This is a genomic window from Streptomyces sp. NPDC054887 (assembly GCF_053610585.1).
In genome coordinates, this window is record NZ_JBSGYQ010000005.1 from 129319 (window position 1) to 144379 (window position 15061).

Sequence of the window (15061 nt, forward strand, 5' to 3'; positions counted from 1 at the left end):
GCCGGGAGGACGTATGACGCGCGGCGCCACACCCGGACGGCCGGGCGTGCCCGCCCCGTCACCCGGCGACGCGGCGGGCCACGCCGTCGTCGTCGGAGGAGGGCTCGCCGGTGTCACGGCCGCCCTCCGGCTGGCCGACGCGGGCCTGCGGGTGACGCTCCTGGAGGGGCGCCCGCGCCTGGGCGGCCTCGCCTTCTCGTTCCGCCGGGGCGAGCTCACGGTCGACAACGGCCAGCACGTCTACCTCCGCTGCTGCACCGCCTACCGGTGGTTCCTCGACCGGGTGAAGGGGGCCGCTCTCGCGCCGTTGCAGAGCCGGCTCGACGTGCCGGTGCTCGACGTCGGCCGGGCCGCGGGGCCCCGGCTCGGACGCCTGCGCCGCACGGCGCTGCCCGTGCCGCTGCACCTGGCCGCGAGCCTGGCGACGTATCCGCACCTGTCGCCCGTCGAGCGCGTGAGCGTGGGACGGGCCGCCCTCGCCCTGAAGAAGCTCGATCCGGCCGATCCCGCCCTGGACGGGGTGGACTTCGCCACCTGGCTGGGCCGCCACGGGCAGTCGCCGCGCACCGTCGAGGCGCTGTGGGACCTCGTCGGCGTCGCGACCCTCAACGCGACCGCGCCCCACGCCTCCCTCGGCCTCGCCGCCATGGTCTTCAAGACGGGGCTGCTCTCCGAGCCCGGCGCCGCCGACATCGGCTGGGCCCACGTACCCCTCGGCGACCTGCACGACACACTCGCCCGCAAGGCGCTGGACGCGGCCGGTGTACTCACCCGGACGCGCGCCCGGGTCGCCTCCGTCTCCCGCGCCGCGAACGGCGGCTGGGAGATCGGGACGGCGGGGGAGCGGATCGAGGCCGACGCCGTCGTGCTCGCCGTACCGCAGCACGAGACGCACGCGCTGCTCCCCGAAGGCGTCGTCGAGGACCCGGACCGGTTCCTCGACATCGGCACCGCGCCGATCCTCAACGTCCACGTCGTGTACGACCGTCAGGTGCTGCGCCGGCCCTTCTTCGCCGCGCTCGGCAGCCCCGTCCAGTGGGTCTTCGACCGTACGGAGTCCTCCGGCCTCAAGGGCGGCGGCCAGTACCTCGCCCTCTCCCAGTCGGCGGCCCAGGACGAGATCGACATTCCCGTCGCCGAGCTGCGCGCCCGCTACCTGCCCGAACTGGAGCGCCTGCTGCCCGCCACGCGCGGCGCGGGCGTACGCGACTTCTTCGTCACCCGGGAGCGGACAGCGACGTTCGCCCCCACCCCCGGCGTCGGACGGCTGCGCCCCGGCGCCCGTACGCACGCGCCCGGCCTGTACCTGGCCGGCGCGTGGACCGCCACCGGATGGCCCGCGACCATGGAGGGCGCCGTGCGCAGCGGCATCACCGCGGCCGGCGCGGCCCTCGCCGAACTCGGCCGCGCCCATGAACATCCGTTGCAGGAGGCGGTATGAGCACTGGCATGGAAACAAGAGGAGAGTCTGTGACCCCGGCGAACACGGTCGACGACACCACGGTGGACATCGCCGCCCTTCTGGAGCGCGGCCGCACGTTGTCCACTCCGGTGCTGAAGGCCGCCGTGGAACGGCTCGCGCCGCCCATGGACACCGTCGCGGCGTACCACTTCGGGTGGATCGACGCCCAGGGGCGGCCCGCCGACGGCGACGGCGGCAAGGCCGTGCGCCCGGCGCTCGCGCTGCTGTCGGCCGAGGCGGCGGGCGCGCCGCCCGAGGTCGGCGTACCCGGCGCGGTCGCCGTCGAACTCGTGCACAACTTCTCCCTGCTGCACGACGACCTGATGGACGGCGACGAGCAGCGCAGGCACCGCGACACCGTGTGGAAGGTGCACGGGCCCGCGCAGGCGATCCTCGTCGGCGACGCCCTCTTCGCCCTCGCCAACGAGCTGCTGCTGGAGATCGGCACCGTCGAGGCGGGTCGCGCCACGCGCCGGCTCACCACCGCGACGCGCAAGCTCATCGACGGACAGGCCCAGGACATCTCCTTCGAGCACCGCGAGCGGGTCACCGTCGAGGAGTGCCTGGAGATGGAGGGCAACAAGACGGGTGCGCTGCTGGCCTGCGCCGTGTCCATCGGCGCGGTGCTCGGCGGGGCCGACGACCGCACGGCCGACCGTCTGGAGGCGTACGGCTACCACCTCGGTCTCGCCTTCCAGGCCGTCGACGACCTGCTGGGCATCTGGGGCGACCCGGACGCCACCGGCAAGCAGACCTGGAGCGACCTGCGCCAGCGCAAGAAGTCCCTGCCCGTCGTGGCGGCGCTGGCGGCCGGCGGCCCGGCGTCGGCGCGGCTCGGCGAGCTGCTCGCCGCCGACGCCAAGAGCAACGACTTCGACAGCTTCTCCGAGAAGGAGTTCGCCACCAGGGCGGCGCTCATCGAGGAGGCGGGCGGCCGTGACTGGACGGCGCAGGAAGCCCGCAGGCAGCATGCCGTCGCCATCGAGGCGCTGGACGGCGTCGACATGCCCTCGCAGGTCCGTGCGCAGCTCACCGCGCTCGCGGACTTCGTCGTCGTACGAAAGAGATGATCAGCATCCGCCTCATATAACTCGCATGTCGCCGTCCGGTGCCGGGTTCCGCCGTGAACCCCGCACCGGACGACGTCGGACCCCAGCACAGCAGACGACCAACTGCCACGAAGGGGAAACCATGACAGCGACGACCGACGGAAGCACCGGGGCCATGAAGCCCCGGGCAGCCGCGGCCAGCGAATTTGCCGACAGCAGCACCTGTACCGACACTCATACCCGTACCGACACCCACCCCCGTACCGACACGCACCCCCGCGCCGGCGAGCGCGCCGGCGGCAGGACGGGGAGGACCGGCGGCAGTCCGGTCACCGCCGACGTCCTGGACGCGGCGCGGCGGGCCACGGACCGCGCGGTCGCGTACCTGCTCGCCCAGCAGGACGACCAGGGCTGGTGGAAGGGCGACCTCGAGACCAATGTGACCATGGACGCCGAGGACCTGCTGCTCCGTCAGTTCCTCGGCCTGCGGGACGAGAAGACCTTCGGGGCCGCCGCACTCCACATCCGCGGCGAGCAGCGGACCGACGGGACCTGGGCCACCTTCCACGGCGGTCCCGGCGACCTCTCCACCACCATCGAGGCGTACGTCGCCCTGCGGCTCGCCGGCGACCGGCCGGACGATCCGCACATGGAGCGCGCCGCCGCCTGGGTCAGGTCGCACGGCGGCATCGCGGCGAGCCGGGTCTTCACGCGGATCTGGCTGGCGCTGTTCGGCTGGTGGAAGTGGGACGACCTGCCGGAACTGCCGCCCGAGCTGATCTTCCTGCCGCCGTGGTTCCCGCTGAACATCTACGCGTTCGGCTGCTGGGCCCGGCAGACCATCGTGCCGCTGACCGTCGTCTCGGCGAAGCGGCCCGTGCGCCCCGCGCCGTTCGCGCTCGACGAGCTGCACGCCAACCCCCGGGTGCCGAACCCGCGCGAACGCCTCGCGAAGCCCGTCAGCTGGGAAGGCGCGTTCCAGCGGCTCGACAAGGTCCTGCACGTCTACCGCAGGGTCGCGCCGGGCTGGCTGCGCGGCGCCGCGATGAAGAGCGCGGCCCGCTGGATCATCGAGCGGCAGGAGAACGACGGCTGCTGGGGCGGGATCCAGCCGCCGGCCGTGTACTCCCTGATCGCCCTGCACCTGCTCGGCTACGACCTGGACCACCCGGTGATGCGGGCGGGCCTGGAGTCGCTCGACCGGTTCGCGGTGTGGCGGGACGACGGCGCCCGCATGATCGAGGCGTGTCAGTCGCCGGTCTGGGACACCTGCCTGGCGACCATCGCGCTCGCCGACGCGGGCGTACGGCCCGACGACCCGGCCCTGGTCAAGGCCGCCGACTGGATGATGAGCGAGCAGATCGTACGACCGGGGGACTGGGCCGTACGCCGTCCCGGACTGGAGCCGGGCGGCTGGGCGTTCGAGTTCCACAACGACAACTACCCGGACATCGACGACACCGCCGAGGTGGTCCTGGCCCTGCGGCGCGTCGCGCACCCGGACCGTGCCCGGATGAACGCGACCGTCGGCCGCGCCGTCCGCTGGAACCTGGGCATGCAGTCGAAGAACGGGGCCTGGGCGGCCTTCGACGCCGACAACACCAGCGCCTTCCCCAACCGGCTTCCCTTCTGCGACTTCGGTGAGGTCATCGACCCGCCGTCCGCCGACGTCACCGCCCACGTGGTGGAGATGATGGCGATCGAGGGCATGGCGCACCACCCGCGGGCCCGGCGCGGCATCGAGTGGCTGCTGGCCGAACAGGAGCTGAACGGGGCCTGGTTCGGACGCTGGGGCGTCAACTACGTCTACGGGACGGGGTCGGTCGTCCCGGCGCTCACTGCGGCGGGGCTGCCCACGTCCCACCCCGCGATCCGCCGTGCCGTCACCTGGCTGGAGTCCGTGCAGAACGACGACGGCGGCTGGGGCGAGGACCTGCGCTCGTACCGGGAGCCCGCCCGGGCCGGGCGCGGCGTGTCGACGGCCTCGCAGACCGCCTGGGCGCTGATGGCCCTGCTCGCGGCCGGCGAGCAGGAGGCCACGTCCGTCGAGCGGGGAGTCGCCTGGCTGGCCCGCACCCAGCGGGAGGACGGCTCCTGGGACGAGCCGCAGTTCACCGGCACCGGTTTCCCGTGGGACTTCTCCATCAACTACCACCTCTACCGGCAGGTCTTCCCGCTCACCGCTCTTGGGCGGTACGTCCACGGGGAGCCCGTCTACCCCGCCCTGAGCACGCGGGAAGGGGCCTGATGGGGCGCACGGCGGACCCGGCCGAGCCGCCGGATCCGACGAGCGGCCCGCCGGCGCCCGCACCGCTGCTGATCGCCTGCGCGCTCGGCATCGAGCGGTTCGCGCTGCGCGGCGCCGGCCGCGGGGCGCCGGAGTCGGTGACCGTACTGCGCACGGGCATGGGGCCCAGGGCGGCGGCCGCGGCCGTCCGGCGGGTCCTCGGCGAGGGCGGACCGCTCGCGGACGCGGCGGTCGTCGCCTCCGGCTTCTGCGCGGGGCTGGTCCCCGGGATGCGCCCCGGCGACCTGGTCGTGGCCCACGAGACGCGCGGGCCCCACGGCAGCTCGCCGTGCACGGACGTGGAACCGCTGGCGAAGGCACTGGGCCGGGTGGCCCCCGGACGGACCGTGCACACCGGCCCGCTGCTGGGCTCCGACCATGTCGTACGGGGCCCCGAGCGCGCCGAGCTGCGGGCCACCGGGGCGATCGCCGTGGACATGGAGTCCGCCGCGACGCTGGGCAGCGCGCTGCGCATGGGACCGCGCCCGATTGCGGCCGTACGGGTGGTAGTCGACGCCCCGGAGCACGAACTGGTCCGTATCGGGACACTTCGCGGGGGAATATCGGCCTTTCGTGTTCTCCGTGCCGTCCTACCGGCTTTCTACGAATGGCACCGTTCTTTGCTGCTCCCCAGGAGGTGAGCCAGATGGCCATGCCGCTCCGCCAGACCATCAGGGTCGGGTCTTATCTTTTCCAGCAGAAGGTCCGCAAGAGGGAGAAGTTCCCGCTCATCGTCGAGCTGGAACCGCTCTACGCCTGCAACCTCGCGTGCGAGGGCTGCGGCAAGATCCAGCATCCTGCGGGGGTCCTGAAGCAGCGCATGCCCGTCGCGCAGGCCGTGGGCGCCGTCCTGGAGTCCGGCGCCCCGATGGTCTCCATCGCGGGCGGCGAGCCGCTGATGCACCCGCAGATCGACGAGATCGTGCGCCAGTTGGTGGCGAAGAGGAAGTACGTCTTCCTCTGCACCAACGCGCTGCTGTTGCGCAAGAAGATCGAGAAGTTCACGCCCTCGCCGTACTTCGCGTTCGCCGTGCACATCGACGGGCTGCGGGAGCGGCACGACGAGTCGGTGGCGAAGGAAGGTGTGTTCGACGAGGCCGTGGCGGCGATCAAGGAAGCGAAGAAGCGCGGCTTCCGCGTCACCACCAACTCCACCTTCTTCAACACCGACACCCCGCAGACGATCATCGAGGTGCTCAACTACCTCAATGACGATCTGGCGGTGGACGAGATGATGATCTCGCCCGCCTACGCGTACGAGAAGGCTCCCGACCAGGAGCACTTCCTCGGCGTCGAGCAGACCCGGGAGCTGTTCAAGAAGGCGTTCGCGGGCGGCAACCGGCGACGCTGGCGGCTGAACCACTCGCCCCTGTTCCTCGACTTCCTGGAGGGCAAGGCCGACTTCCCGTGCACCGCGTGGGCGATCCCCAACTACTCGCTCTTCGGCTGGCAGAGGCCCTGCTACCTGATGAGCGACGGGTACGTCCCGACGTACCGGGAGCTCATCGAGGAGACCGACTGGGAGAAGTACGGCCGGGGCAAGGACCCGCGCTGCGCCAACTGCATGGCGCACTGCGGCTACGAGCCGACGGCCGTCCTCGCGACCATGGGCTCGCTCAAGGAGTCCCTGCGCGCGGTCCGCGAGACGGTGTCGGGCAGCCACGGATGACGTCCTGACCGTGGGTGAGCCCGTCGCACGGGGGCTCACCGGGCCGTCGGTCCGGCCGCCGGCGGTGCGCCGCGTCCCGCGGTGCGCCCCGGCCGGGCCGGCGGCCGCCGCGGGGACGCACCGGGCCCGGCGCCCCGGTCGGCGGGCGTAGCGGCCGCGACCGTGCCCGGGCCCATGGAGGAGAAGGCGGGCGGCCTTCGCGAAGCGCCCGCCGTCAGCGTGAGCGAAGGATTCAGAGAGGGGGCCCGAGCGTGACGATCTTGGAGAACATCAGGGGGCCGCGCGACCTGAAGGGTCTGACAGAGGCCGAAACGGGCCGGCTGGCATCCGAGATCCGGGAGTTCCTGGTCCGGGCGGTGGCCCGGACGGGCGGCCACCTCGGGCCGAACCTCGGGGTGGTGGAACTGACCGTCGCCCTGCACCGGGTGTTCGACTCGCCCGCCGACCGCGTCCTGTGGGACACCGGCCACCAGAGCTACGTGCACAAGCTGCTGACCGGCCGGCAGGACTTCTCGAAGCTCCGCGGCAAGGGCGGGCTCTCCGGCTATCCGTCGCGCGCGGAGTCCGAGCACGACGTCATCGAGAACTCGCACGCCTCGACGGTCCTCGGCTGGGCCGACGGCCTCGCCAAGGCCAACGAGGCGCTCGGCAGGAGCGACCACGTCGTCGCGGTGATCGGGGACGGCGCGCTCACCGGCGGCATGGCGTGGGAGGCGATCAACAACATCGCCGCCGCCCGCGACCGGCCGCTGATCATCGTCGTCAACGACAACGAGCGTTCGTACGCCCCCACCATCGGCGGCCTCGCCGACCACCTCGCCACGCTCCGCACGACGGACGGGTACGAGCGCTTCCTCGCCTGGGGCAAGGACGTGCTCCAGCACACCCCCGTGATCGGGCAGCCGCTGTACGGGTCGCTGCACGGGGCGAAGAAGGGCTTCAAGGACGCCTTCGCCCCGCAGGGCATGTTCGAGGACCTGGGGCTCAAGTACGTCGGGCCGGTCGACGGCCACGACATCGCGGCCGTCGAGTCGGCGCTGCACCGCGCGAAGCGGTTCCACGGGCCCGTGCTGGTGCACTGCCTCACCCAGAAGGGCCGCGGTTACGCCGCCGCCGAGCAGGACGAGGCCGACCGGTTCCACGCGGTCGGGGCCATGGACCCGCTCACCTGCGCGCCCCTCGCCCCGGCCGGCGGACCGTCCTGGACCTCGGTGTTCGGGGACGAGATCGTGCGGATCGGCGCGGAGCGCCCCGACGTCGTCGCGATCACGGCGGCCATGCTGCACCCCGTGGGACTGACGAAGTTCGCCGCGGCCTTCCCCGATCGCGTGTGGGACGTGGGCATCGCGGAACAGCACGCGGCGGTCTGCGCCGCCGGGCTCGCCACCGGAGGTCTGCACCCCGTCGTGGCCGTCTACGCCACCTTCCTCAACCGCGCCTTCGACCAGGTGCTCATGGACGTGGCCCTGCACCGGTGCGGGGTGACCTTCGTCCTCGACCGGGCAGGCGTCACCGGGACCGACGGGCCCTCGCACAACGGCATGTGGGACATGTCGCTGCTCCAGGTCGTACCCGGCCTGCGGATCGCCGCGCCCCGCGACGCCGACCAGCTGCGGGCCCAGCTCCGCGAGGCCGTGGACGTCGACGACGCGCCGACCGTCGTGCGGTTCCCCAAGGAGGCCGTGGGGCCGGTGGTGCCGGCCGTCGGCCGGGTGGGCGGGACGGACGTGCTGCGCCGGGACGGAGCGCCCGACGTCCTGCTGGTCTCCGTCGGCGCCCTCGCCCCCGTGTGCCTGGAGACCGCCGGGCTGCTGGCCGAACGCGGCATCGGGTGCACGGTCGTCGACCCGCGCTGGGTCAAGCCCGTCGACGAGCAGCTCGCACCGCTCGCGGAGCGGTACCGCCTCGTCGCGGTCGTCGAGGACAACAGCCGCAGCGGCGGCGTGGGTGCGGCCGTCGGGCAGGTGCTGCGGGACGCCGGAGTCGACGTACCGCTGCGGACGTACGGCATTCCCGAGCAGTTCCTCGCGCATGCCGGGCGCGGCGAGGTGCTGGCCGACATCGGGCTCACGCCCGCCTCGATGGCGGGCCGCATCAGCCTCGCTCTGGCGGCGGTCGAGAGCCGGGCCGCCGCGGCGGGCAGCACCGAGGAGGCCGCGCGATGACGGACGTCGCCCCCAAGGGGTTCGACCTGGCCCGGCTCCTCGCGGACCGCGGGGCCGAGCGTTACGCCCTGCACGCCAGGCACCTGAACCACCAGTTGCCCCGCATGCTCCGCACCATCGGCTTCGACAAGGTGTACGAGCGGGCCGAGGGCGCCTACTTCTGGGACGCGGAAGGCAACGACTACCTCGACATGCTGGCCGGCTTCGGCGTCATGGGGCTCGGCCGGCACCACCCCGTCGTACGCAAGGCGCTGCACGACGTCCTCGACGCCTCGCTGGCGGACCTGACGCGCTTCGACTGCCAGCCGCTGCCCGGACTCCTCGCCGAGAAGCTGCTGACGCACAGCCCCCACCTGGACCGCGTGTTCTTCGGCAACAGCGGCACGGAGGCCGTCGAGACCGCGCTGAAGTTCGCCCGGTACGCGACGGGCAGGCCCAGGATCCTGTACTGCTCCCACGCCTTCCACGGTCTGACGACGGGCTCCCTGTCCGTGAACGGCGAGGCGGGCTTCCGCGACGGCTTCGCGCCGCTGCTGCCCGACACCTCGATCGAGCTGGGCGACCTGGACGCGCTGGAGCGCGAGCTGAAGCGCGGCGACGTGGCCGGCTTCGTCGTCGAGCCGATCCAGGGCAAGGGGGTGCACGCGTGCCCGCCGGGTTTCCTGCGGGCCGCCCAGGACCTTTTGCGCCGCCACAAGGCGCTGCTGATCGCGGACGAGGTCCAGACGGGGCTCGGCCGGACGGGCGACTTCTACGCGTACCAGCACGAGGAGGGCGTCGAGCCCGATCTGCTGTGCGTCGCCAAGGCGCTCTCCGGCGGGTACGTGCCGGTCGGGGCGACCCTCGGCAAGGACTGGATCTTCAAGCGGGTCTACTCCTCCATGGACCGCGTGCTGGTGCATTCGGCCAGCTTCGGCTCGAACGCGCAGGCCATGGCGGCGGGCCTCGCCGTTCTGACGGTCATGGAGGACCAGGAGATCGTCGCGAACGCCCGGCGCTCCGGCGACCTGCTCCGCGAGCGGCTGACCGCGCTCGTCGACCGGTACGAGCTGCTGCACGACGTGCGCGGGCGCGGGCTCATGATCGGCATCGAGTTCGGCCGTCCCCGCTCGCTGAAGCTGCGGAGCCGGTGGGCCGTGCTTCAGGCCGCGCGCAAGGGGCTCTTCGCGCAGATGGTGGTCGTACCGCTGCTCCAGAGGCACCGGATCCTCACCCAGGTCTCCGGCGACCACATGGAAGTGATCAAGCTGATTCCGCCGCTGATCGTGGGGGAGGCGGAGGTGGAGCGGTTCGTCGGCGCGTTCACCGAGGTCATGGACGACGCGCACAGCGGCGGCGGGCTGATGTGGGACTTCGGCAGGACCCTGATGAAGCAGGCGGTCGCCGGCCGCTAGTTTTTGCCTCTGAGGCAAAGAGTTTGCCCGCCAGGCAAGAACTCTGGCCCAATGGAGGCATGACACCCCGCCTCGAAGAGCCGTCCGAGGGGGCGCTGCCCTCCGTCGCCCCGCGCCTGCGCGACCTGCGCAGGCACAGCGGGCTCACGCTGGAGGCGGCGGCCCGCCGCGCCGGGCTCTCACCCGCGCACCTGTCCCGCCTGGAGACGGGGCAGCGCCAGCCCTCGCTGCCGATGCTGCTCGCGCTGGCCCGTGTCTACGGTACGACGGTCTCCGCGCTCCTCGGCGAGACCCCGGGCGACCGGGACGCCGTACTGCGCGCCGGGGAGGCCGTGGCGCGGGAGGCCGACGGCTGGACGTACCACCGGGCCGGTGGGCCCGGCCGCGCCATGCAGGCCCTGCGGGTGCACGTGCCGTACGGCGCCCAGGGGGATCTGGTGCGCGTCCATCCCGGCGAGGAGTGGCTGTACGTCCTGTCCGGGCGGCTGCGGCTGGTGCTCGGCGAGAGCGTGCACCGGCTCGACGCCGGGGACAGCGCCCATTTCGACTCGCTGACCCCGCACCGCATCGCCGCGGCCGGCCCCGAGGGGGCCGACCTGCTGTTCGTCCACACGCTGTTGCAGAGCGCCACCGCCGGGCTGTGCCTTCCCCAGGAGACCTGACATGCCGCTGCCCGAAGAGAAGACCGCCGCACGCCGCTTCGTGGAGGACAGGATTCCCAGGGGGCTGGCGATCCGCGTCTTCGTCTACGTCGTCGCGGGCCACCTGTTCGCCGCCTTCGTCTACCTGCTCTTCACGCTGGGCGGCTCCCGCTGATCAGCTCGCGTCGAGGAGACGTGCCCGCAGCCGCTCACGGATCTCGGGCGTGACGTTCAGCCCCTCCTCCAGGTAGCGGTCGGTGCTGCCCCAGGTCTCCTCGATCGTCTCGAAGGCGGCCGCCAGGTACTCCGCGCGCGCCTCGAACAGCGGGCTGAGCAGCTCCATGACCTCGGGGGACATCCCGGTCGGCGACTCGTCGCTGCGGCGGACCCTGTAGCGGCGGCGCGGGTCGTTCGACTTCAGGTAGTCGGCCTCGATGGCCTCGCGCTCGACGCCGAGCGCCAGCAGGGTCACGGCTATCGACAGCCCCGCCCGGTCCTTGCCCGCCGCGCAGTGCATCAGCGCGGGCACGCTGTCCTCGGCCAGGGCGTGCAGCACCCGGCTCTGCTCGGCCGTGCGCTCCTTGATGATCACCCGGTACGTCGCCGACATCCGGTCCGCGGCCTTGCCGTCCGCGAGGATCTCGCGCAGCTCGTCGAGGTTCCCGTCGCGGACCATCTTCCAGAACACCGCGCCGTCGGCGGGGTCGGTCAGCGGCAGGTTCACGTTGCGCACGCCGGGCAGCTCGACGTCCGGGCCCTCCAGCTTCTGGTCGGCCTCGTTGCGGAAGTCGAAGATCGTGTGCAGGCCGAGCGAGCCGAGGAAGGCCGCGTCGGCCGCGGTGGCGTGCGCCAGATGACCGCTGCGGAAGAGCACGCCGCGCCGGACCCGCCGCCCGTCCACCGTCGGCAGTCCGCCCACGTCGCGGAAGTTGCGCACCGAGGCGAGCTCCGGCTCCGACTCGGTCTCGGTCGGCGGGACTTGCGGCAGCTGCTGTGTCACGTGGGCTCCTGAAGTCTGCCGTCGGCGCTGCTCGCCGACTTCGGCGCGTTTCGACGATACGACATGGGTTCCTGGGGCAATCATCGTGCGCGCGACTGTCTCGGAGAGGCCGTGGACGCCGATACCGCATGACGGGCTTATGTGTGCAAGATTAACCGTAAGTGGCACTTGGGGTGAAACGGACGATTGTGGGTCAACTCGCCCTGCGGGTAAGGGGGATGGTGACACCACTGGTGAGCAGGATCATATTTGTGACGGTGCGTGGCGAAGCGCCGTGGGCGCATGCCAGTTCACAGGCGGGGCGCGAAGATCCGGAATCCACGCAGGGTGACGGGAATTGCGTCGCGCATTCCCTTGCGGCAATCGCGAAATGATTGGACCGGCTTGTCCGGGGGAGCCGCGTCGGCTTACCGTCACCGTCAATCCGGGTGGACCGCCGAATCCTGCCACCTCCCGGAATCCGCACTCACACTCACTCACGCGTGGCAGGAGCGGGGGAACCAGGTAAGTACGCCGGTCAAACGGAATTACCAATTCCGAACCGGCTTTGGGGTGAAGTCGCGCCAGCGGCCGGACATCTCCAGTCCGAACCCGACAGCTCACCTCGTAGGCGCCGGAGAGGAATGTTCCATGCCCGCAAAGGGTAAGCACCGCCGCCCGAGGTCCAACCCGCTCACCCGCGGCTTCGTCGCCGCCGGCACGGGCGGAGCCGCACTCGCCCTGCCCCTCATCGCCGCCACCGGCGCGAACGCCGCGGAGAAGGCGGCCCCGGCCACCACCTCCGCCGGCAAGGCCGCCGCCCCGGCCGCCGCCGAGAAGGCGACGCCGAAGAAGAAGGCGGGCACCCGGACGTACTCCGTCGTCTCCGGCGACTACCTGTCGAAGATCGCCGACGAGCAGGACGTGCGCGGCGGCTGGCAGAGGCTGTACGAGGACAACCGCGAGGTCGTCGGCGGCAACCCCTCGCTGATCCTGCCCGGCATGAAGCTCACCATCGGCGCGAAGGCCGCCGCGCCCGCGAAGGCCGCCCCGGCGAAGCCCGCTCCCGCGAAGGCGGAGCGCCCGGCCGCCAAGCCCGCGCCCGTCGCCCCCAAGGCGGCTCCCAAGGCCGAGGCGCAGACCGAGACCCAGAAGCCGGCCTCGACCACGCGGAACACCGGCTCCGGGTTCACCTCCCCGGTCGCCGCGGGTGTCACCACTCCGTACCGCATGGCCGGCGGCAGCTGGTCCAGCGGCTACCACACGGGTGTCGACTTCGCCGCGTCCAGCGGTACCCCGGTCAAGGCCGTCGGCGCCGGCACCGTCGTCTCCGCGGGCTGGAGCGGCTCGTACGGCAACGAGGTCGTCATCAGGCACGAGGACGGCCGTTACTCGCAGTACGCCCACCTCTCCTCGCTCTCCGTCTCCGCCGGTCAGAGCGTCGGCGGCGGCACGCAGATCGGCCTCTCCGGCAGCACGGGCAACTCGACCGGCCCGCACCTGCACTTCGAGATCCGCACCGGCCCGAGCTACGGCTCGGACGTCGACCCGCTGGCCTACCTCCGCGGCCACGGCGTCACCATCTGACGCTTCACTCCGTCAGGGCGCTTCCCTACGCCCCCTTTTGCCGCCACGCGCGACGGCCAAAGGGGGCGTATGCGCGTTGTGGGGCTATTCCGGGTTGGGTGAATCTTGACCGGTGTCTTATATCACCCCCCGTCAACCCCTCCTTACGGTGGCGTAGGTCACGCGCTCCAGTGAAGGATGTACCGACGTGGCAGACGATTCGAGATCATTCAGTGCAGGCACCATCGGGTCGTACGCGGCGATCGGCGACAGCTTCACCGAAGGGGTCGGAGATCCGGGCCCCGACGGTGGGTTCATCGGCTGGGCCGACCGGCTCGCCGTACTCCTCGACGACCGCGTCCCCGAGAACACGTTCCGCTATGCCAACCTCGCCGTCCGGGGCCGGCTCCTCGACCAGATCGTGGCCGAGCAGGTCCCGCGCGCGAAGGCCCTGGCGCCCGACCTGGTCAGCTTCTGCGCCGGCGGCAACGACATCCTCCGGCCGGGCAGCGACCCCGACGCCGTCGCCGAGCGCTTCGAGCGGGCCGTCGCCGAACTCACCGACGCCGTGGGCACCGTGATGGTGACCACCGGCTTCGACACGCGCGGCATCCCCGTCCTGCGCCACCTGCGCGGCAAGATCGCGACGTACACGGCGCACGTGCGGGCGGTCGCCGACCGGTACGACTGCCCGGTCCTCGACCTGTGGTCGCTCAAGTCCGTCCAGGACAGGCGCGCCTGGGACGGCGACCGGCTCCACCTCTCGCCCGAGGGGCACACCCGCGTCGCGCTGCGCGCCGCACAGGTGCTCGGGCTCGACGTCCCGGCCGACCCGGACCAGGTGTGGCCGCCGATGGCCCCGCGCGGCTCGCTGGAGGCGCGCCGGGACAACATCCAGTGGGCGCGGGAGCACCTGGTGCCGTGGATCGGGCGGCGGCTGCGCGGGGAGTCCTCAGGTGATCACGTCGAGGCGAAGAGGCCCGACCTGCTGCCCCTGTGACAGGTCCGCGGGCACGCGTTCCAGGACGCCGCCCGCGAACACGTCGTACAGCGGCAGCGTCTCCAGGTGGACGTAGCCGATGTGGCAGTCGCAGACGGCGAGCGGGCAGGCGCGGGGGCGCAGCGCCCGGCGGTACGAGCCGTCGTAGAGGTTGCCCAGCTCCGCGCGGACGAAGTGGCAGCGGCGTACCGTGCCGTCGCCGTCCACCGAGATCACCGACTCGCCGGTCCGGCAGGGGAGACCGGCCGAGCGGTGCGGGTGGCGGCTGTACGGGAACAGCGGGTCCAGCGCCGTCCACCGGTCGGCCTCCGCGTCCGTGTACGTGCGGCCCTCCGCCGCGTTGACCCACAGGTAGACCTCGGTCGGCAGCGCAGCGCGCAGTCGGCGGGCCTCCGCCAGGTGCTCGGGCAGGCCGACCACGCCGACGCTGAAACGCACGCCGCCCGCGGCCAGTTCGCGGCACTTGGCGAGGAACCGGTCGTACGGCGTCTGACCCGGGTGGTACGTGCACCACAGCGCCAGGGCGTCGAGATCGGCGTCGCCCCCGGTGAGCCAGCCGGTGCGGCAGCTGAGGTTCGTCTGGATGGCGACGCGCCGGATGTGCGGCAGGCGGGACAGGTCGGTGAGGGCGCGGCGGTACCAGGAGCGGACCAGGCCCTCGCCCCACGGTGTGAAGAGCACTGAGAGCCGGTCGTCGGTCCGCGCCGCGGCCCACGCGGTGAACCGCTCCAGCGCGGCGCGGTCGGCGCGCAACTGCTCGGCACTGTCGCGCCGCTTGGCGAAGGGGCAGTACGGGCAGTCGTAGTCGCAGGACGCGAGCGGGCCGCGGTACAGGATCGTCAGGTCCAT

The 15061-nt window shown here is 72.3% G+C and carries 13 protein-coding genes and 1 riboswitch; of the genes, 11 read left to right on the forward strand and 2 right to left on the reverse strand.

Annotation, left to right across the window (positions count from 1 at the left end; all coding sequences use genetic code 11):
- Positions 1–13: 13 nt before the first annotated feature.
- The 9 genes from hpnE (at position 14) to ACWGH0_RS04690 (ending at position 10842) form a co-directional block, all read left to right on the forward strand.
- Positions 14–1441: a hydroxysqualene dehydroxylase HpnE gene (gene hpnE / locus ACWGH0_RS04650; RefSeq protein ID WP_453402658.1), complete on the forward strand. Its 1428-nt coding sequence runs from the start codon at positions 14–16 to the stop codon at positions 1439–1441.
- Positions 1438–2532 (forward strand): polyprenyl synthetase family protein, encoded by a 1095-nt coding sequence (locus tag ACWGH0_RS04655; protein ID WP_453402659.1) that lies wholly within the window; start codon positions 1438–1440, stop codon positions 2530–2532. Before hpnE ends, ACWGH0_RS04655 begins: the two co-directional genes overlap by 4 nt.
- 121 nt (positions 2533–2653) lie before the next feature.
- On the forward strand, positions 2654–4759 hold the full coding sequence (gene shc / locus ACWGH0_RS04660; RefSeq protein WP_453402660.1) for a squalene--hopene cyclase: 2106 nt from the start codon (positions 2654–2656) through the stop codon (positions 4757–4759).
- A complete protein-coding gene (locus tag ACWGH0_RS04665) occupies positions 4759–5439 on the forward strand; it encodes a phosphorylase family protein (protein ID WP_453402661.1) in 681 nt (226 codons plus the stop codon). Before shc ends, ACWGH0_RS04665 begins: the two co-directional genes overlap by 1 nt.
- A 5-nt stretch (positions 5440–5444) precedes the next feature.
- Positions 5445–6467 (forward strand): adenosyl-hopene transferase HpnH, encoded by a 1023-nt coding sequence (hpnH, locus tag ACWGH0_RS04670; RefSeq protein ID WP_453402662.1) that lies wholly within the window; start codon positions 5445–5447, stop codon positions 6465–6467.
- Between the two features lie 251 nt (positions 6468–6718).
- Positions 6719–8632 (forward strand): 1-deoxy-D-xylulose-5-phosphate synthase, encoded by a 1914-nt coding sequence (gene dxs / locus ACWGH0_RS04675; RefSeq protein ID WP_453402663.1) that lies wholly within the window; start codon positions 6719–6721, stop codon positions 8630–8632.
- Complete coding sequence (locus tag ACWGH0_RS04680; RefSeq protein ID WP_453402664.1) at positions 8629–10026, forward strand: aspartate aminotransferase family protein; 1398 nt, start codon at positions 8629–8631, stop codon at positions 10024–10026. Before dxs ends, ACWGH0_RS04680 begins: the two co-directional genes overlap by 4 nt.
- Before the next feature lie 59 nt (positions 10027–10085).
- Positions 10086–10688, forward strand: a complete 603-nt coding sequence (locus ACWGH0_RS04685; RefSeq protein WP_453402665.1) for a helix-turn-helix domain-containing protein — start codon at positions 10086–10088, stop codon at positions 10686–10688.
- Position 10689: 1 nt separating this feature from the next.
- Positions 10690–10842 carry a DUF6126 family protein gene (locus ACWGH0_RS04690; RefSeq protein WP_453402666.1) on the forward strand — a complete coding sequence of 51 codons (153 nt, stop codon included), beginning with the start codon at positions 10690–10692 and terminating at the stop codon, positions 10840–10842.
- Here the strand turns inward: ACWGH0_RS04690 and ACWGH0_RS04695 are convergent, their stop codons facing one another.
- Complete coding sequence (locus tag ACWGH0_RS04695) at positions 10843–11667, reverse strand: tyrosine-protein phosphatase (RefSeq protein WP_453402667.1); 825 nt, start codon at positions 11665–11667, stop codon at positions 10843–10845. It lies immediately after the preceding gene.
- A 459-nt stretch (positions 11668–12126) separates the two neighbouring features.
- Positions 12127–12295: riboswitch (cyclic di-AMP (ydaO/yuaA leader) on the forward strand.
- A 2-nt stretch (positions 12296–12297) separates the two neighbouring features.
- Here ACWGH0_RS04695 and ACWGH0_RS04700 point away from each other — a divergent pair.
- A complete protein-coding gene (locus tag ACWGH0_RS04700; RefSeq protein WP_453402668.1) occupies positions 12298–13233 on the forward strand; it encodes a M23 family metallopeptidase in 936 nt (311 codons plus the stop codon).
- 187 nt (positions 13234–13420) lie between these two features.
- Positions 13421–14212, forward strand: coding sequence for an SGNH/GDSL hydrolase family protein (locus ACWGH0_RS04705; protein ID WP_453402669.1), 792 nt, complete (start codon positions 13421–13423; stop codon positions 14210–14212).
- On the opposite strand, the gene ACWGH0_RS04710 is transcribed toward ACWGH0_RS04705, so the two are convergent.
- On the reverse strand, positions 14165–15061 hold the full coding sequence (locus ACWGH0_RS04710; RefSeq protein ID WP_453402670.1) for an STM4011 family radical SAM protein: 897 nt from the start codon (positions 15059–15061) through the stop codon (positions 14165–14167). The genes ACWGH0_RS04705 and ACWGH0_RS04710 overlap by 48 nt on opposite strands.